19 protein-coding genes are annotated in these 17,932 nt (G+C 61.9%); 16 read left to right on the top strand and 3 right to left on the bottom strand.

All coding sequences use genetic code 11. The annotated features are described in order from the left end of the window. Positions 1–2: 2 nt before the first annotated feature. The 3 genes from rpe (at position 3) to spoVM (ending at position 1,221) form a co-directional block, all read left to right on the top strand. Positions 3–647, top strand: a complete 645-nt coding sequence (gene rpe, locus CIC07_RS14715) for a ribulose-phosphate 3-epimerase (protein ID WP_076355117.1) — start codon at positions 3–5, stop codon at positions 645–647. 5 nt (positions 648–652) lie between these two features. Next, positions 653–922 carry a hypothetical protein gene (locus CIC07_RS14710; RefSeq protein WP_076355119.1) on the top strand — a complete coding sequence of 90 codons (270 nt, stop codon included), beginning with the start codon at positions 653–655 and terminating at the stop codon, positions 920–922. 218 nt (positions 923–1,140) lie between these two features. Beyond that, positions 1,141–1,221 carry a stage V sporulation protein SpoVM gene (spoVM, locus tag CIC07_RS14705; RefSeq protein WP_040711006.1) on the top strand — a complete coding sequence of 27 codons (81 nt, stop codon included), beginning with the start codon at positions 1,141–1,143 and terminating at the stop codon, positions 1,219–1,221. A gap of 132 nt (positions 1,222–1,353) precedes the next feature. On the opposite strand, the gene rpmB is transcribed toward spoVM, so the two are convergent. Then, positions 1,354–1,542 carry a 50S ribosomal protein L28 gene (gene rpmB, locus CIC07_RS14700; protein WP_048748286.1) on the bottom strand — a complete coding sequence of 63 codons (189 nt, stop codon included), beginning with the start codon at positions 1,540–1,542 and terminating at the stop codon, positions 1,354–1,356. A gap of 300 nt (positions 1,543–1,842) precedes the next feature. On the opposite strand from rpmB, the gene CIC07_RS14695 reads away from it, so the two are divergent. The 7 genes from CIC07_RS14695 to CIC07_RS14665 all read left to right on the top strand — a co-directional run bounded on the left by CIC07_RS14695 (position 1,843) and on the right by CIC07_RS14665 (position 9,599). Continuing rightward, positions 1,843–2,202 carry an Asp23/Gls24 family envelope stress response protein gene (locus CIC07_RS14695; RefSeq protein WP_049867603.1) on the top strand — a complete coding sequence of 120 codons (360 nt, stop codon included), beginning with the start codon at positions 1,843–1,845 and terminating at the stop codon, positions 2,200–2,202. An 18-nt stretch (positions 2,203–2,220) separates the two neighbouring features. Further along, a complete protein-coding gene (locus tag CIC07_RS14690; RefSeq protein ID WP_094248053.1) occupies positions 2,221–4,029 on the top strand; it encodes a DAK2 domain-containing protein in 1,809 nt (602 codons plus the stop codon). Between the two features lie 78 nt (positions 4,030–4,107). Then, positions 4,108–4,965, top strand: coding sequence for a DegV family protein (locus CIC07_RS14685; protein ID WP_076355121.1), 858 nt, complete (start codon positions 4,108–4,110; stop codon positions 4,963–4,965). After that, positions 4,962–7,028 (top strand): ATP-dependent DNA helicase RecG, encoded by a 2,067-nt coding sequence (recG, locus tag CIC07_RS14680; protein WP_076355123.1) that lies wholly within the window; start codon positions 4,962–4,964, stop codon positions 7,026–7,028. The genes CIC07_RS14685 and recG overlap by 4 nt, the downstream gene beginning before the upstream one ends. Before the next feature lie 297 nt (positions 7,029–7,325). Next, complete coding sequence (locus CIC07_RS14675) at positions 7,326–7,613, top strand: stage VI sporulation protein F (protein ID WP_076355125.1); 288 nt, start codon at positions 7,326–7,328, stop codon at positions 7,611–7,613. A 152-nt stretch (positions 7,614–7,765) separates the two neighbouring features. Next, positions 7,766–8,803 (top strand): YeiH family protein, encoded by a 1,038-nt coding sequence (locus CIC07_RS14670; RefSeq protein ID WP_076356920.1) that lies wholly within the window; start codon positions 7,766–7,768, stop codon positions 8,801–8,803. A 169-nt stretch (positions 8,804–8,972) separates the two neighbouring features. Beyond that, positions 8,973–9,599 carry an SGNH/GDSL hydrolase family protein gene (locus tag CIC07_RS14665; RefSeq protein WP_076355127.1) on the top strand — a complete coding sequence of 209 codons (627 nt, stop codon included), beginning with the start codon at positions 8,973–8,975 and terminating at the stop codon, positions 9,597–9,599. 240 nt (positions 9,600–9,839) lie between these two features. On the opposite strand, the gene CIC07_RS14660 is transcribed toward CIC07_RS14665, so the two are convergent. Then, on the bottom strand, positions 9,840–10,289 hold the full coding sequence (locus CIC07_RS14660; RefSeq protein WP_076355129.1) for a GNAT family N-acetyltransferase: 450 nt from the start codon (positions 10,287–10,289) through the stop codon (positions 9,840–9,842). A 285-nt stretch (positions 10,290–10,574) separates the two neighbouring features. On the opposite strand from CIC07_RS14660, the gene CIC07_RS14655 reads away from it, so the two are divergent. From CIC07_RS14655 to CIC07_RS14645, 3 genes are read left to right on the top strand one after another with little or no spacing between them, the layout of a single operon-like run. Continuing rightward, positions 10,575–10,946 (top strand): GNAT family N-acetyltransferase, encoded by a 372-nt coding sequence (locus CIC07_RS14655; protein WP_076355131.1) that lies wholly within the window; start codon positions 10,575–10,577, stop codon positions 10,944–10,946. A 4-nt stretch (positions 10,947–10,950) separates the two neighbouring features. Next, positions 10,951–11,175: a DUF4177 domain-containing protein gene (locus CIC07_RS14650; RefSeq protein WP_234992896.1), complete on the top strand. Its 225-nt coding sequence runs from the start codon at positions 10,951–10,953 to the stop codon at positions 11,173–11,175. Beyond that, a complete protein-coding gene (locus tag CIC07_RS14645) occupies positions 11,172–11,966 on the top strand; it encodes a class I SAM-dependent methyltransferase (protein ID WP_234992897.1) in 795 nt (264 codons plus the stop codon). Before CIC07_RS14650 ends, CIC07_RS14645 begins: the two co-directional genes overlap by 4 nt. Before the next feature lie 120 nt (positions 11,967–12,086). Here CIC07_RS14645 and CIC07_RS14640 read toward each other — a convergent pair whose 3' ends face one another. Then, positions 12,087–12,761 carry an SOS response-associated peptidase gene (locus CIC07_RS14640; protein ID WP_076355133.1) on the bottom strand — a complete coding sequence of 225 codons (675 nt, stop codon included), beginning with the start codon at positions 12,759–12,761 and terminating at the stop codon, positions 12,087–12,089. A gap of 279 nt (positions 12,762–13,040) precedes the next feature. On the opposite strand from CIC07_RS14640, the gene CIC07_RS14635 reads away from it, so the two are divergent. The 3 genes from CIC07_RS14635 to CIC07_RS14625 all read left to right on the top strand — a co-directional run bounded on the left by CIC07_RS14635 (position 13,041) and on the right by CIC07_RS14625 (position 17,908). After that, positions 13,041–14,615, top strand: coding sequence for a DUF2515 family protein (locus CIC07_RS14635; RefSeq protein ID WP_076355135.1), 1,575 nt, complete (start codon positions 13,041–13,043; stop codon positions 14,613–14,615). 202 nt (positions 14,616–14,817) lie between these two features. Next, positions 14,818–16,590 carry a sensor histidine kinase gene (locus CIC07_RS14630; RefSeq protein WP_094248052.1) on the top strand — a complete coding sequence of 591 codons (1,773 nt, stop codon included), beginning with the start codon at positions 14,818–14,820 and terminating at the stop codon, positions 16,588–16,590. Further along, a complete protein-coding gene (locus CIC07_RS14625; protein ID WP_076355140.1) occupies positions 16,568–17,908 on the top strand; it encodes a response regulator in 1,341 nt (446 codons plus the stop codon). The genes CIC07_RS14630 and CIC07_RS14625 overlap by 23 nt, the downstream gene beginning before the upstream one ends. Positions 17,909–17,932 lie beyond the last annotated feature (24 nt).

Genomic DNA, 17,932 nt, shown 5'->3' with positions numbered 1-17,932 from the left:
ACATGACCATCATCGCGCCATCCATCTTATCCGCTGATTTTTCCAAGCTTGGGGAAGAGATCGCCGCCGTCGAGAAGGCGGGAGCGGACTGGATCCATGTGGACATCATGGACGGCCATTTCGTCCCCAATCTGACCTTCGGCCCTCCGATCATGGGAGCGGTCCGGCATGTGACGAAGCTTCCATTCGACGTGCATCTCATGATCGAGCAGCCGCAGCAGTATATCGAAGACTACGCGAGAGCCGGCGCGGACCGCATCACCGTGCATCTGGAAGCGTGCACCCATCTGCACCGGGTCATCCACCAGATCAAGGAGCTGGGGCTTCCTGCGGGCGTGGCGATCAATCCCGGCACTCCGGTGCAACTGCTGGAGCCGGTTCTCGACGATGTCGACCTCGTGCTGATCATGACGGTGAATCCGGGCTTCGGCGGCCAATCGTTCATCCCATACTCGCTCGACAAGCTGAGGACGCTTCGGGGCATGCTGCACGAGCGCGGCCGCAGCGGCGTCCATGTGCAGGTGGATGGAGGCATCAATGCCGCGACAGCGCCGCTCGTGCGCGAAGCGGGCGCGGATGTGTTCGTTGCCGGCAGCTACGTATACGGGGCGGAGGATCTGGCGGCGGCGATAGCGTCGCTGCGGTAGGCGCCATGGAGACGGAGAGCAGATGGAGAGGATTCGCCGCGGCGATGCTCTACGGCATCGCCTGCGGCCTGCTGATGACTTTGTTCGTCATGGTGCCCGGCGTCATCCGGTTCGTTTTTTCCCTGTTGGCTTTATGGCTGGGTCTGCGTTTTTTCCGGACCCACGAGACGGTATGGAGGCGAGTCGGCTTCGTCTTCTTATCCGTTCTCTTCTTCATCCTGTCCGTCATCGCATACACGATGTACGTCTTCGTCAAGCACGGTACCGCTCCGTAAGGCAGGCGGCCGCCCAGGCTGAGGCGGAGGCGGAATAGGACAATGTCTTCCCGCATAGGATGGTTACATGAACTTCAGGTTCTTGTAGCCTTTTTTTGTTGTGCATGAAGAGATAAGGGGCGAATGTTCGCGGCTGGAGGCGGCCCGGCAGCCTCATTCGGGCGGAAGAGCGGCCCGGCAGTGAATACACGACCAGCGATTCCGAGGAGGGATGAAGCATGAAATTCTACACGATCAAGCTGCCTAAGTTTCTGGGCGGATTCGTCAAGGCCATCTTGAACACCTTCCAAAAAAGCTGACTTCCGTGAGCAGCTGCCGGCCCTTCCGAACTGAAAAGCCCGCAAAAAAGCACCTGGGCATAAGCCCAGGTGCTTTTTGTCGTCGGAAAGAAGGTACAGGCATGTCCCTTCTTGGACGCAAAGGCGTGTTCACTACACGCGGGTTACCTTGCCGGATTTCAGCGCGCGGGTGCTGACCCATACGCGTTTAGGCTTGCCGTCGACGAGAATGCGCACTTTTTGGACGTTGACGCCCCAAGTACGGCGGTTGCGGTTATTCGCGTGGGAAACGTGGTTTCCGGTGCCCGGAGCTTTGCCGGTTACGAAACATTTGCGAGACATGCGATACACCTCCTTTACAGCTTGCAGGTCGCCCTATGCGAACAACAAAGTCCGCATGAAAACATACTTGGATATCTTAACATACAATAGGCGCTTGATCAACCATCGTTTGGCAGGCGGGACGCGGCGCCGCAGCAGTCAAGAGCAGGCGCATTTGCGAGAAAAACGAAGGGAAGAGCGTTTCAGGCTTCATAAACGGGCTGAAATATAGTACAATGGATGTCAGTCCTTGTTCCCAGGGAATAGTAGGGCGTGCAGCTTGCCAAGTTCTGCCCGATACGAAGGAGTGTGTAACCTGCCATGCCCATGCAGCTATCGACCGAATTAGGTAAAATTTTTGTAACTGACGATGTCATCGCCGTCATTGCGGGATCTGCGGCGCTCGAATGCTACGGGCTTGTCGGCATGGCCTCGCGCAAGCAGCTCAAGGACGGCATCGCCGAGCTGCTCAAGAGGGACAACCTTTCCCGCGGAGTGGAAGTGCGGCGCGAGAACGAAGAATTTCACATCGACCTGCATATCATCGTAAGCTACGGCACCCGGATTTCCGAGGTCGCCCATAATATCCAGACCAAAGTCAAATACGTGCTGAACGAAGTGATCGGCCTGAGGGTAGACCATGTCCATATCTTTGTCCAGGGCGTGCGGGTCATCAGTTAGTGGAAGGGGAAATTTTGCTTGGGAAAGCGCTTTATTAACGGTTCGGACTTCGCCGGTATGGTTTTGCTCGGTGCGGAGAATTTGCAGCGGGGCGCGGAACGCGTCAACGCTTTGAATGTATTCCCCGTTCCCGACGGCGATACGGGTACGAATATGAACTTGACGATGGCTTCCGGAGTGCGGGAGCTGCAGAATAAGAAATCGGACTCGGTGGGCCGTACGGCTGAGGCTTTGTCCAAAGGCCTTTTGATGGGCGCCCGAGGCAATTCCGGGGTCATTCTGTCCCAGCTTTTCCGCGGAACCGCAAAAGCGCTGGCCGGCCTGGACGAGGCAGGTCCCGTGCAATTCGCCGCCGCCCTGCAGCAAGGAGTCGACATGGCCTACAAGGCCGTCGTGAAGCCGGTCGAAGGCACGATCCTGACGGTAGCCAGGGAGACGGCCCGCCATGCCCAGACGGCAGCACGGCGTACGGACGACATGGAATCCCTGATGAGGGAGGTGCTGTCTCAGGCGGAAGAGACGCTGCGGCGCACGCAGGAGATGCTTCCGGTGCTGAAGCAGGTCGGAGTCGTCGATTCCGGCGGCCAAGGGCTGGTGCTCATCTACGAGGGCTTCTTGGCCTACTTTGTCGAGAATCGGCTGCCCGCGCTTTCGGAAGCCGCCCCGGTCGAGGCCTTCCGCGAGCATGGCCGCTCCTCCGATCCTCTGCCGGCTTATCCTGCAAGCCCGCAGCCGGCAGGCCGTTCCGGAGCCAAAGCCCAGGCGCGGCTATCGACGAGCGAGATCGAATTTTTCTACGACATGGAGTTCTTCATCAAGCCCAAGCTTGCTCTGCCGGGAGCTCCGGCCTTCGATGAAGAAGGCTATCGGCAGCAGCTGGCGAAGGACGGCGACTCCATTCTGGTCATCGCCGAAGAAGACCTCGTCAAGGTCCACGTCCACTCCCGCCGCCCCGGCGACGTGCTGAATCTGTCTCTTCCATACGGCGAGCTGACGGATTTCCATATTCTCAACATGAGGGAGCAGCACCGGGAGCTGCTCGGCGAGGATGCCTTCAACGAAGCGGTACGCGGTCTGGACATGGCTGCGGACGAGGCGCTTGCCGTAGCGGAAGTGCTGGCGGGGTCGGCTTCCGCTCTGCAGACGCCTCCGGAATCCGTTCATGAATGGGCTCCTTACGGCATTATCGCCGTCGCGATCGGTGACGGCATCTCCGGCATCTTCCTCGACAACAACGTCGATGTCGTGCTGTCCGGGGGACAGACGATGAATCCGAGCACCGAGGATTTCGTCAACGCGATCGAAGCGCTGCCGGCCGAGCACATCTATCTGCTCCCGAACAACAGCAACATCATACTCGCCGCTGAGCAGGCAGCCGAGCTGTCCGGCCGCAGCGTAAGCGTCATCCCGACCCGTACAGTGCCGCAAGGCCTCGCGGCGGTGCTCGCCTTCAAGGAGAACGAGACGCCGGAGCGCAACAACGCTCTCATGGCCGGCGCGGCCAAGGCGGTGCGTTCGGGAAGCGTCACGCAAGCCGTCCGCAATACCGAGATCGACGGCGTGGAAGTCCGTGAGGGCGATTACATCGGCATCTTCGAGAAGGCGATCGTCGTCTCGGAGCCGACGCTCCTGGAGTCCTGCAAGGGACTTGTCGGACGCCTGCTGGCGGATGGCGGCGACCTGCTGACCATCCTTACGGGAGAAGATTCCACGGTAGAAGGCACGGAGGAGCTGGCGGCCTGGATCGCCGATGCCCACCCGGATGTCGAGCTTGAAGTGCATGAAGGCGGACAACCGCTTTACCCTTATTTGTTTGCCCTGGAATAACGGGGATATCCGGCTGGAGGACGGTTGGAACAGATCGTCCTCCAGCCGAACAGCAGCAGTCCGTGGAGGTTGACGTTAATGACGACGAAGGTTCGGATAGTAACCGACAGTACAGCGGATATTCCGCGCGAAGTCCGGGAGCGGCTGAACATCGAGATGGTGCCGCTCCAGGTGCTTTTTGGAACCGAATCCTATCTGGATTCCGTTACGCTCCAGGCCGATGAATTCTACGAGAAGCTGGAGAAGTTCAGCGGGCTGCCGACGACATCGCAGCCTTCCCCGTCCGAATTCATGAGCGTATACGAGCGGATTCTGGATGAATCTCCCGATGCGCCGATCATCTCCATCCATCTGTCCTCCCAGTTCAGCGGCACCTTCCAATCCGCTCTGCTTGCCCAATCGCTGATCGAGAGGGAGGCCGACATTACGGCGGTGGACTCCAAGTCGGCTTCCTACGGCAACGGCATGCTGGTCGTGAAGGCCGCCGAGATGGCCGAGGCCGGCGCGTCCAAGGAGGAAATTCTGGACGAAGTGTACCGGATGCGCAAGGAGACGGGGCTCTACTTCCTCGTGGATACGCTGGAATACCTTCAGAAAGGCGGACGGATCGGCAAAGCCTCGGCATTTTTCGGATCCATCCTCAATATCAAGCCGATCCTGTCCATCGATGACGAAGGCTCCATCACGCCCGTGGACAAGGTCCGCGGCACCAAAAAAGCGGTGCAACGCGTCGTTGACCTGCTGAAGGAAAAGTTCGGCGACGATCCTGTGGCGGTCCACTTCGCCTGGGGATACCAAAGAGGCTCCGCGCTCGATCTGTATGAAGCGATCAACGCTTCGTTCCAGATCCGCCATACGACCACCACGACGCTCGGTCCTGTCATCGGCGCCCATGTAGGCCCAGGTACCGCAGCGGTGTTCATGCAGAGAGCATGACCCATAATCCTCTTGCCCGGCTGGAAGAAATTCCGCTGAGGCAGATCAAAGGCGTGAGCGCTCCGAAGGAGCAGGAGCTTCACGCCTTTGGCATCTATAACGCAGCCGATCTGTTGAACTATTTTCCTTTCCGCTACGAGGATTACCGTCTCCGTTCCCTCGGAGAGGTGAAGGACGGCGAGAAGATCACCGTTCAGGGCGTAATCCGGGGGCTGCCGATGGTCGCCCGCTTCGGCAAAGGAAAGGCCCGCATCACCTGCAAGGCCGAAGTGGACGGGCAGCTGGTGACGGCGGTCTGGTTCAACCGGATGTTCCTCAAGGATCAGCTGACGCTGAGCCGGGAAATTACGCTCACAGGCAAATGGGACGCCCGGCGGATGCAGCTGACGGTGACCGACTCGGAGTTTCCCGACAAGGGAGTCGCCAAAACGGGCACGCTGCAGCCGGTCTATTCGGTCGGAGGCGGCATTACGCAGGCTTGGATGCGCAAGACGATCGGACAAGCGCTGGCTCAATACGGCAGCCTGCTGGAGGAGAACCTTCCGGAGAGGCTCGTGGCGAAGTACAAGCTCATGCCGAGAGCCGAGGCGGTGCTGCATATCCATCATCCCGAGCATCCGCAGGACGGGCAAGGCGCGCGCAGAAGGCTCGTCTACGAGGAGCTGTTCTTCTTCCAGCTCAAGCTGCAGGCATACCGGATGCTGAACCGCCGCCGCGCGGACGGCATCGTCCACCGGGTCGATCCGGAGGTCATCCGCCAGTTCGCGGCATCGCTGCCGTTCGAGCTGACGGATGCCCAGAAGAAGGTCGTCAATGAGATTCTTGCCGACATGCGCCAGCCCCATGCGATGAACCGCCTGCTGCAGGGCGACGTCGGCGCGGGCAAGACGGTCGTCGCCGCCATCGCTCTGCTCGCGGCCGTCAAGGCCGGGCATCAGGGAGCGCTCATGGTGCCGACGGAAATATTGGCGGAGCAGCATATGAGGTCTCTGACGAGGCTGTACGAGTCGGCCGGCGTCCAGACCGCGCTGCTTACCGGCAGTGTAGGGGAGCGCAAGCGCCGCGATCTGCTCGCCGGGCTGCAGATGGGGCTCATCGACGTGCTGATCGGGACGCATGCGCTGATCCAGGACGACGTCGTTTTCCGCTCGCTTGGTCTCGTCGTCACGGATGAGCAGCATCGGTTCGGCGTCAATCAGCGCAGCGTGCTCAGACGCAAGGGACCGAGTCCGGACGTGCTGACGATGACGGCGACGCCGATTCCGCGCACGCTCGCCATTACCGCGTTCGGAGACATGGACGTGTCTACGATCAAGGAACGCCCGAAGGGACGCATCCCGATCAAAACCTATTGGGTCAAGCATGGCATGATGGACCGGGTATTCGGGTTCATCCGCAGGGAGACGGCGGAAGGACGGCAGGCTTATGTCATCTGCCCGCTCATCGAGGAATCCGAGAAGCTGGACGTGCAGAATGCGATCGATCAGTTCGTGCAGCTGCAGCAGGCTTTCCCGGATCTGAAGGTCGGCCTGCTGCATGGCAGGATGACGACGGCCGAGAAGGACGAGGTCATGCGGGCGTTCGGCGAGAACGAGCTGCAGGTGCTCGTCGCGACGACGGTCGTGGAGGTCGGCGTCGACGTTCCCAACGCGACGCTGATGATCATCATGGACGCGGAGCGCTTCGGCCTCTCGCAGCTGCATCAGCTGCGCGGCCGGGTAGGGCGCGGCGCCCATGCCTCTTACTGCGTGCTCGTGGCGGATCCGAAGACCGAGACCGGCCGCGAGCGGATGGCCGTCATGCAGGAGACCGACGACGGCTTCGAGGTGGCGCGGCGCGATCTGGAGCTGAGGGGTCCCGGCGATTTCTTCGGCACGAAGCAGAGCGGCCTGCCGGACTTCAAGCTGGCCGACATGGCCGCTGACTTCGCCGTGCTGGAGGCCGCCCGGGACGATGCGGCGGACATCGCCGCCGAGCCTGATTTCTGGACCGCATCGGCCTACGCCGACATTAGGGCGATGCTTGCCAAGGATCCGATCTTCCAGGGAGCGCAGCTCGACTGAGCCTTGGCGTTTCCGTGCCTGGAGCGGCAGTCGCCAAGGATTCGAGGTATCACAGCAATCAGATTCAAGCTGGGCATCGACAACCGTGTCTTGTTTTGCCCGTAATATCTGGGTCTTGCACCTCAGCAGTTGGCGGCTGAGGTCCTGCCCCGCAGCTGCTGACCGGCTGCGGGGCGTTTTTGCGTCCCATGCGCTTAATTCGCCTTTCTCAGGAAACTCTCGGATGGGCCCGGCATAGGATAACATCGGTGGTTTTTGGGGTGTTGCCCGACCAAATCGATGGAGGTGCCTGGCTGCATGAGCTACGTAAAGTACGGAATACGGCCCGAATTCGTAGAACGCGTCAAGCTGAAGCTGAAAAATCCGGCGGTGAAGGATCGCATCAAGCTGCTCGTGAACGGAATTACGAAGTACGATCTGGCCGACCGCGCCAAAGTGAAAAAGCTGGTCCGCAACGGAGCCGGCATCCTGCAGGAAAAGCTGACGGATACTCAGGAGGAGCAGCTGGTCCAGTTCGTGCTGAGCCTCAAGATCGATCCGAACAATACTTTCCACCTCATCAAGCTATGGGGAATGTTTCGCTGAGCAGGACGGAGCGCCTGCATCCTTCATCGTCCGCATAAGCTTTCCTGATGACAGGCATAGAGGATCTGAATTTCACATCCCTCCCCAACTGTCCTATAGTGAAATCAACAACAGGACGGAAGGTGAAGGGTTTGACACAGGTTCAGGTACAGATACAGGCGGCATTCAAGCAGCTGCCCGGAAACAAGGGGTTCGCCTTCGGGCTTTTCCTGACGGCGATGCTGGCGGCTGCGGCGAAGATGATCGCCGAGCTGCCGGGATTCCAGGTATTCGGTCCGCTGGTGCTGGCAATCGTGCTTGGCATGGCCTACCGGCATTTTGCGGGAGGAGTGCCGGCGGCGGCAGGAACGGGCATCTCGTTCGCCTCGAAAACGCTGCTGCGGGCGGGCATCGTCCTGCTCGGCATGAGGCTGAATCTCGGCGACATCGTGTCGGCCGGACCCCGGGTGCTCGCCATCGACGCCATCCACATCGCGGTGACGATTCCATTCGTCGCCTGGATCGCTTCGCGTCTGGGAACAAGCCGGAATCTGGGACTGCTCACCGCCTGCGGAACCGCGATCTGCGGCGCGGCGGCCGTCGCGGCCATATCGCCGCAGCTCAAGGCCAAGGAGGAGGAGACGGCTGCGGCTGCAGCGGTCGTCGCTATCCTCGGCACCATCTTCACGCTGATCTACACGCTGCTCTATCCGGTGCTTGGAATGAGCGCTTCGGGTTACGGAATCTTCTCCGGCTCGACGCTCCATGAGGTTGCCCATGTGCTGGCTGCGGCGGCGCCGGGCGGACGCGAGGCGGTCGACATGGCCGTCGTCGTCAAGCTTGCCCGCGTGGCGATGCTGGTCCCGGTCGCGCTGCTGCTCGGCATGTGGACGGCCAGGAAAAGCCGCGCCGGCAGCGGAAACGGAGCCGCAGCAAAAACGCCGGTGACGATACCCTGGTTTATTTTCGGATTTCTGGCGGTCAGCGCCATCCATACGACAGGGCTGGTTCCGGAGGCTGCAGCTTCCGCGCTGGTCACGGCGGCTTACCTGCTGATCGCCATGGCGATGGCTGGACTCGGACTGGGCGTAGACGTCAAAATGTTCAGGCGGCTTGGACCAAAGGCTTTCGCGGCGGGGCTTGCCGGCTCGGTGCTGCTGACGGCGATCGGCTTCGGCCTGGTCCATCTGCTCGGACTCGCGCAGGGCTGAGCCTGCGCTCCTCGATGGCTGGAGTCGGCATTCGCAGAAGGATGGATAGTTGGGCGGCCTCGGTTCCGGGGCCGCCTTTCTGCTCTGATTATCCGCTTGATGTTCAACGGATGAATGCGTCTCCATTTTACTCGTCAAGGTGTATAATGGGCGATGGAGGTGTACATACATGACTTATATTGAAGATGGAGCCGTCGTATTGTTTCAGGGCGACAGCATTACCGACGCCGGGCGAGACCGCAGCCAGGGAGACAGCCTCGGTTCCGGATACGCTCTGATGGCAGCCGCTCAGTTCGGAAGAAAGCATCCGCTCAAGGACGTGAAGTTCCTCAACAGAGGCATCGGGGGAGATCGCGTCGTCGACCTCGCCAGCCGGTGGGAGGAGGACTGCCTGGAGCTGCGCCCGTCCTGGCTGTCGGTCTATATCGGCATCAACGATACTTGGAGACGGTTCGACAGCGGCGTGCCGCTGAGCGCGGAAGCGTACCGGGACACGTATCGATCCATCCTGGAACGGGCGCTGGAGAAGAACGCCCCGAAGCTCATTCTCGTGGAGCCGTTCGTGCTGCCGGTGAATGAGGGGCAGAAGGCGTGGCGCGAGGATCTGGATCCCAAGATCCAGGCCGTGCGCGAGCTTGCGGGAGAATACAAGGCTCTCTATGTTCCGCTCGACGGCCTGTTCGCCCAAGCGGCGGCCGCGACAGGACCGGCTTACTGGGCTCCGGACGGCGTCCATCCTTCCCCGGCGGGCAACGCGCTGATCGCCGAGGCCTGGCTGAACGCGGTGAAGGCGTAACCGTTCTTCTGGGGTGCTGAAAAGTATCGGCAGAATTAGAGCGACAAAAGCCGAATGCACAGGCAAAGATCGGCGACAAGCGGCAGGCATTCCGGCTTGAGAGCGGAGCTGGACTCTGCTGGCGGATCGCCCCACAACGAGCAGAAGCCCGCCGGAGGAGGCGGGCTTCTTCCTTTGCTTCAGCCTTTTTCTGCCTGCGCAAAGGTCGGCGGTCAAGGCCGCTTCTGCGGCAAGCCTGCATCAGGCAAGCGGACGCAGCTTCTTCTTGAAGCCGGCTTCGCGGGCGAAGCCGACCGATTCATAGAAGGCATGCGCTTCGCTGCGGCGGGAGCCGGACACGAGAATCATATACGTGCATTGATGCGCGTTCGCGAAGCTTTCCAGATCCGCCATCAGCTTTTTTCCGACGCCGCCGCCCCGGCAATGAGCCGAAACAACAACGTTCTCGATCAGCAAATAGGGGCGGAGGCCGCCGACGAGATCGGGGCAGATTACGCCCATCGCCGTGCCGACGAGCCGCTCTCCGTCGGAGGCTACGGCTACCCGGATGCCTTCGCTGCCGGCCAAGCTGTCCAGCCGCTCGGCCAGAGCCGCCGGATCGGTATCCGTCCCGGTCAGCTCCAGCAGCAGCTCCGCCAGGGACGCGGCATCCGCAGGCACGGCGCCGCGCAGTTCAATGGAATTCGACATGGTTGTCGAGGCCGCCTCTCTCTGTTCAATTTTTCTACAGCATACCAAAATCGGCTTTATCCGTCTTGTCCCGAAGGAAGAAGCAGCTCCAGGGCGAATTGAAGAGTATGGGAACGAGAGGGGAGCATGGAGTTCATGAGGGTGGTGGCGTCTCCAGACGGAGGCTGGCCCCGCACCTCGAGCTTCGGTGTGAAGAGAAATTGACCTTGATCCAATAAGCTCTGATGCGTGGAGAGGAGAAGAGGCCGTGAGCGGATCTCAGCAGGGCCGAGGGGCGGATATCCATTGCGTGCCGACGAGCTTGAGGCTGCGGCGGCTGAACGCATCTGTCCGACGCTGCTGACCGAGGCCGTGGACGGGACGCCCGCAGCTTATGCGAATCTGTATGAATCGGAAGGGAAGTTATGGCTCGGCAATGTCATCGTAAGTCCCGATTACCGCGGCAAGGGAGCCGCCGCAGCGCTTCTGGAAGCGATGGAGGCGGCTGCCGCGGAGCGGGTGCGGGAGCTCCATCTGACCTGCCACGGCCCCAATGGAAAGGCTCTGTTGTTCTATGCCGGCGCAGGCTGGATGCCTTGGGACATCCGCAAGATGGAGGGGCCGGATGGAACGCCGATCGCGGCCATCCGTATGAGGAAGCGGCTGGCGCAGGATTGAAAGGATGACGATCGAAAGGATGATGGAAATGGGACGCTGGGAATACAAAACGCTCAAGCATCAATTCGGAGGCTGGACGGGCACCAAAATCAACATCGAAGATCTCGACGGCCGGCTGAACCTGCTTGGAGCCGAAGGGTGGGAGCTGGCCTCGTCCTTCGATACGAGCCGTTACGAGGGAGCCTCGACGGGAATCGTAATGATCTTCAAGCGATGGGTGGAGGCATGATCGGCAGCAGGGAGGATGCCATGTTCGGCGGCCGGCTGAGGATGGGCTTCGATGAAAGCCTGCAGGATTCCGGCGAGGCCTTCTCGGGCTGGGACTTCGGGTATTTGACGGCAACCGGCCGCATGATCGAGTATCCTCTCCCATGGAGTTACCGCAATCTGCTGGAGCCTTATAAAAAAGCCGCTTCCTCCATGCTCGACATGGGCACGGGAGGAGGGGAGTTCCTGCAGCGGCTCAAGCCGCTGCCTCCCGACACCAGGGCGACGGAAGGATATCTGCCCAATGTGGAGGTCGCGCGCCGAAGGCTGGAAGAGGAAGGCGTGCAAGTGGCCTACATCGAGCGAGTCGATGACATCCCCTATCCCGATGAGTCGTTCGACTTGATCATTAACCGGCATGAGTCGTACTGCGCCTCCGAGCTTCGCCGCGTGCTGAAGCCCGGAGGCATATTCATCACCCAGCAGGTAGGCGGCAGCAACGACCGCGAGTTCAACGAGCGCCTCGGACAGGCGCCGCCGGCCCATGCGGACTGGACGCTGGACAAAACATGCGGAGAGCTGGAAGCGGCGGGCTTGCAGCTGCTCTGGCAGGACGAGGCTCTCACGCACACCCGGTTTTACGATATCGGGGCCATCGTCCGCTACTTGACCATTATCGAGTGGCAGGTCGAAGGCTTCTCTCCGGACGCATACCGCGACGCGCTGAGAGGGATCCATGAGGAGATCGAAAGACGGGGCTGGATGGACGTCACCTGCCACCGGTTCGTGCTCGCGGCAGCCAAGCCGGCATGAGGCGGCGGGCAGAAACGGAGGCTGACGGAGCCGGCAGCCGCGGAATATCCTGGAGAGCCGTCATGGACGCCTCTCCAAAAAAGCGAAAAGCCTTTCGGATGTCCGAAAGGCTTTTCGAGGTCAATCCACAAGCGGCTCGATGCATTCATGCGAGTCGTTCTTGACGCTGCCGACGCCGGCGCCGACCGGATAGGCGTGCATCTCTTCCTCCGGATAGGGGACGAGCAGCGGCGACAGGAGGGCCGCATCCTGGACGCCGCGGTCCAGCCACAGAGGCTCGTCCTCCCGCCGCAGGATGACCGGCATCCGGTCGTGAATGGAGGCCATCAGCCCGTTCGGAGACGTCGTCAGCACCGTGCAGGTGGACAAGCGTTCCCCAGCCGGCGATATCCACGTCTCGTAGAGGCCGGCCATGGCAAAGGGCTCCCGGCTGCGGAGCGTAATGCGCATCGGCTGCTTACCCGAATCCGTGCGCTGCCACTCGTAGAAGCCGTCGGCAGGAATGAGGCAGCGCTTGCGGCGAAGCGCATCCCGGAACGCCGGTTTGGCAGCGGCCGTTTCGGCTCTGGCGTTGAGCATGCGGCTCCCGATCTTCGGTTCGCCGGCCCAAGGCGGGACCAGTCCCCACTTCAGCTCGCCCAGCCGGTTGTGCTTGCCGTCGCTGACGACGGCCATGACCATCTGGCCCGGAGCGACGTTGTAGCGGGGCTCCAGCTGCGGGATCGTCGTTTCCCCGATCAAAAAACGGAGCATGAGCTCTTCCAGCGTGACGGTCAGCGTATAACGTCCGCACATGGTTGTCCCTCCTCAAGAAAGTCGAAAGCCGGATGCTCGCAGCCCTTCAGCTTCCATAAGCATAGTATGTCCGCTGACTTTCGGCAAATCTCCGATCGGCGGCCCCGGTGCCCGGCTGCCGGTCATGTGCGCTCCATTATGGCGCAGGTGCCGCGTGGACGTCTGGCCTGCCGTCCGTCTCCGCCCTGTCGCCGATGAACGGATGTCCGGAGGATTAAGCGGGAAGCTTTCAGACTATACTGGGAACAGACTGATTCGGTGCGGGAGGAAGACGGGCATATGAAGGAACGCAAGGCCGGAAACGAGAACGGACAACGGCAACGGCCCGGTAAGCAGGACTTTGCGGCCGATATCCGGGAAGCGGCGGACGGAGGGGGCGCGGATGGCGGCATCGACGCTGCGCCTGACGTCAAAAACGCTCCTGCCCCCCGCAAGCATCCGCTGCTGAGGCTGCTCCTGCTGCCGGCTGCGCTGCCTATGGCGGCGGCAGCCTACGCGGCCGCCAAGCGGCGCAGCCGCCGGGCTTCCCGCGAGCTGGCAGAGCGGGCCGCTCCGCTGACGCTGACCGCTCCGTCCGTCGCGGAGCTGCGCGCCGCCTGGCAGAAGCTGGAGCGGGCTGCCGCCAAGAAAGCCTCCTTCCCTGCCCCGGGCTGGCTGCCGCATCCTCATGCCGTCTCCAGCAAGCTAGGCCTGCCGTCGCCCGATCCGGCATGGGCGATCGAAGCCGCGGCCGCGCCGGGAACGCCGCCTCAAGCAGGCGGCCCTGCCGGAGATGCCGCGCTGCTGCAGCGCATCCGCGCCGAGACCGCGCGGATGAACCGCAACAACCTGACCCGGACGGAAGCCTACCGCCAGTTCTACCTGCGGCGCCCGGAGGTCCACTGGGCGCTGCTGGCCCATATGGTGAGCCGCAACGGCGGCTGGAACATGACCGATCTGCAAGGCGAATGGCTGCCCCGGCTGCTCGACACCGCCAAGCGAAGGGTATGCTTCGGGATGCTGGAGAGAGCCAACGCGCTTATTTTCCATGACGCTTATGCACAGCTGCTTCTGTACGAGGAGAGCAGGCGAAGCGGGCGCAGCCTGCTGCATCTGCTGCCGGCGCTCGGAGTGTCGGCCTTCATGCGGCCGGTCTGGCAGCAGTTCCTCCGCACGGGCGATGCGGCGCCGCTGACGATCGGGCTGATCGTCAACGAGCAGAACTTCATCGAGAGCCGGGTCGTCCAGAACGCCTACTACCGGCGCAAGGTGCTGGGCACGTTCTACTTCGGCATGCAGTCGGTGCTGCAGCTGAACCAGGTCGTATTTCCTTACGGCCGCGACGAGAACGGAGAACCGCTGCTCGCAGGGCTCATTCTCGAGGATTTCTCCGATCTTAAGGAGCGGATCGAGTTCGGCAAGCGGCTGTACGCGCTGCTGTTCGGAGTGCCGGGTGTGGCGGAGGGCGTCCTTGAGTTCGTCAAAAAAAACCGTCATACAGGGTCGCGCAGCGACTACGCCCCCGAGATGTACGCATCCGTACGCCGTTCCCCGCCGACCGCCGCCTACCGGGAACGCCTCTCCGGCGGACGGCTGCGCGAAGGAGCGGAGCCCCTCTACAGCCCGCCGCTGCAAGCGGCCTGGTCGGATCGTCCCGTCGATGATCCGGAGCCGGGGGACTGGTTCGCGGGCGCCGCTTCCGTCCTTCCTTATTTCCGCGGCTTGCCGCTGCCGCATCCGTTCGAGATGACGGCCGACTACCGCATCGCGCTCGGCAAGGTGGAGCTTGCCGTGCTTGCCGCGCAAGCTGCCGGCGCCGCGGCCAAGCCGTCTCTGCGGCCCGCTCCTCCCGCAGAGGAAGAAAGCATGGACTAGGCATTCCAGCCGGCTCCGGATCCCGTCCGGACCGGCTTTTTTTGTCCAGCCGGCTGGCTGCGGGCATCTCCAGGACGGCCGCCCGGTCAGCGGCGGCCGAAGCAATCACTTGTTCGCTTGGCGCCCGGAGGGCGATGGCGTATGATAGGAGCACAACCGAGATCAAGCCCTGCCATCCATTCCAGCTTCGGGCGGTGAGACGATGGGAAGCAGACGGTTTTTCAGCCTCAGATCCAAGGTTCTGCTGTTCACCGTGGCGGTGGCCGTTATTCCGCTTGTAATTGTAAGCGGTTTCTCGACCTTTGAATCGACAAAGCTCATTCAGAGCCAAGTCGCCCAGCTGAAGCTGGAAAGCGCGCGTGCCGTATCCAGCCATCTCGACATGATGATGAACGACGTCAACACCGTTTCCCTGAATCTCATCCAGAATCGGGATGTGTCCGCCTATCTGTCCTCGAAGGATCCCGCCGCCCGGCAAAAGCAGCTCTCGCGAATCCTGTCCATCTGCAACGAGCAAGCCTTCAACAAGCCTTATCTGTTCTCGATCTATTTGCAGGATCTCGGCGAGAAGGGCATCGACACGAGGGGCGCGCTCAACGCGATTCCTCCCGACCGGCTGCTGCGCGCCAAGGAGCTGAAAGGAGGCGACAGCTGGTATCCCGACAGCGTCTACGTCCAGAACAAGGAGATCAAGGTCATCACCATGATCCGGGACATCCGGGATATCAACGATGTCGGCCGCTCGCTGGGCGTGCTCAAAATCAATATTCCGCAAAGCAGCATCCTCGAGCTGTATCGAAGCGGCATGCCGGGAGAGAGTCCCTTCTACTTGCTGGACGGCAGCCGGATCGTGCTCACCTCGGAGAAGACCGGTCCGGATGGAGGCGCCGCGCCTCCGCCGCTGCCAGCCGGCGGGCTCGGCTCCGCGGACGAGGGCCAGTACGCCGCGGAGCTGGACGGAGCGAGCTACCTGGCGGTGTACTACCGGATGAGCCGTCCCGATTGGCATATCGTGGAGCTGACGCCGCTGCGGCAAATAGCCGAGCCTGCAGCGGTGATCCGGCGCTTCGCCTACGCCTCCATGCTGGCGAGCCTGGCCGTCTGCCTGGCCTTCATCCTCATCTTCGCCTCCAAGGTGCTGAAGCCGCTGAAGAAGATCCGGGTGCTCATGCGCCATGTGGAGCGAGAGAACTTCGGCGGGCAGATGGAGGTGAAGGGCAGCGACGAGATCGCCCTGCTGTCGCATGGCTTCAACCGGATGTCGCGCAAGCTGGATGAATTGATCAACGAGGTCCATGTGTCGCGGATGAAGCAGAAGGATGCGGAGCTGAAGGCGCTCGAGGAGCAGATCAATCCCCATTTCCTCTACAACACGCTGGATATGATCTACTGGATGTGCCGGATGGAGCGCGCCTTCGAGACGTCGCTCATGATCAATTCCCTCTCCCAGCTGTTCCGGATCGGCCTGAACAGCGGCAGCCGCTTCACGACCGTCGAGAAGGAGGTCGAGCATATCCGCCATTACATGGCGATCCAGCAGAAGCGGCATGACGGCGGAATCCGGTTTCTGGAAGAGATCGATCTCTCCGTCCTTCCCTGCAAGGTGACGAAGATCGTGCTGCAGCCGATCGTGGAAAATGCGGTTCGCCACGGCATTGAGGCGGGCGGCGGGGAAGGCGTGATCCGGCTGCGGATCTACCGCCAGGGAGGCGATCTTCTCTACGAGGTCGCCGACGACGGCGCCGGGGCGGATGAACGGGAAATCCGGAACCGGCTGGAGGCTGGCGAGTCCGGCGAGGGAAGCCGCAGGGAGGGAGGCCTTGGCTTGCCCAATATCAGGGATCGGATCCGGCTGAACTACGGCGCCGGCTACGGTCTCGAATTCCGTAGCATTCCGGGGAGAGGCACGGTCGTTACCGTGCGCCAGCCATGCACAGAGGGGGAGGCTGTCCATGTTCAGGGTCATGCTGGTTGACGATGAGAAGATGGTGCGAAGAGGAATACGGATGTCCATCGATTGGCAGCGTTACGGCGTCGAGATCGCATCCGAAGCCCGCAACGGGGCGGAAGCCTTGGAAAAGCTGCGGGAGGAGCCGGTCGATCTCATCCTCTCGGATATCCGGATGCCGGTCATGTCGGGCATCGAGCTGGCGCGCACGGTCAAGCAGCAGTATCCCGACGTGGAAATGGTGCTGCTGAGCGGCTATGAAGACTTCGCCTGCGCCAAGGAGGCGATGGCGCTCGGCATCCGGCATTACCTGCTCAAGCCGGTGCTGGCCGACAATCTGGTGGAGACCGTATCGGGACTTCGCGACGAGGAGGAGGAGCGCAGGCTCCGGCGGCAAGGAGAGCAGCTGAGAGGACAGCTGTTCCGGGCGAGCGCTCCTCTGCTCAAGTCGAGGCTGGTCGCGGGGATGCTGGAAGGCAGGATCGGCCGGAAGGAGCTTCTCGAGCAGGCGCGCCTGCTGGGCATGGAGCTGGGAGCTCCTCCCTACGCCGCATTCGCAGCCGAAGTGGACGGCTACCGGCAGCTGCAGGAGCGTCTCACGCCCTCGGAGCTGGATGCTTACGGATATGCCTTGCTGAACATCGCCGAGGAAACGCTCGCCGCCGCATCCGGGAACCCGGTCTGCATAACGGCGATCCGCCCCGGCAGGCTGGCAGGGATCATCCCTGTGCCGAGCGGGAAGCTCGCTTTGGAAGCATTGGAACGGGTTGCGGAAAATGTCCACGCTTGCCTGGGCGTGTCCGTTGCGGCTGGAACCTCTCTTCCGCTCTGGAGTCTCGAGGATGCGGGACGAGGCTACGCCGAAGCTCTCGCCGCCCTTCGCCGGAAGGCTGATCCCGCGAGGGGAGGCGCTGTCGCGTGCTTGGCCTCGAATCCCGATAGCCGGCTTCCGGAGGCTGAGCCGGCTGCGCTTGCCGAAGAGGCGGATGGCCGGGCATGCGCGGAAGAGGCCGTCCGCAAGCCCAGCGCCGCAAGCCGTCTCGTCAAGGAGGTCATCGCCTTTGCCGCCGCGAACGGCGACAAGCCGATCGGACTGGCGGAAGCGGCGCATCATGCGGGAGTGACGGCGGCTCATCTGAGCAAGGTGTTCAAGGAAGAGACGGGGACGACCTTCATCAAATGGCTGACGAGGCACAGGATGGAGGAAGCGCAGCGGCTGCTGCGGGGCAGCCGCATGAGGACGGCGGATATCGCCTGCAAGGTCGGGTATCAGGACTACAAGTATTTCTCGCTGATGTTCAAGAAGCACGCGGGAATGTCCCCTCGGGACTACCGCAATCGATAGCCGGCTGGAGCCAAGGGGGGAATG

Origin of the sequence: Paenibacillus sp. RUD330, assembly GCF_002243345.2 — a bacterium.
Classification (GTDB): Bacteria; Bacillota; Bacilli; order Paenibacillales; family Paenibacillaceae; genus Paenibacillus_O.
Note: the sequence above shows the minus strand (reverse complement) of the source record. Positions and strands in the feature narration are given on the sequence as shown.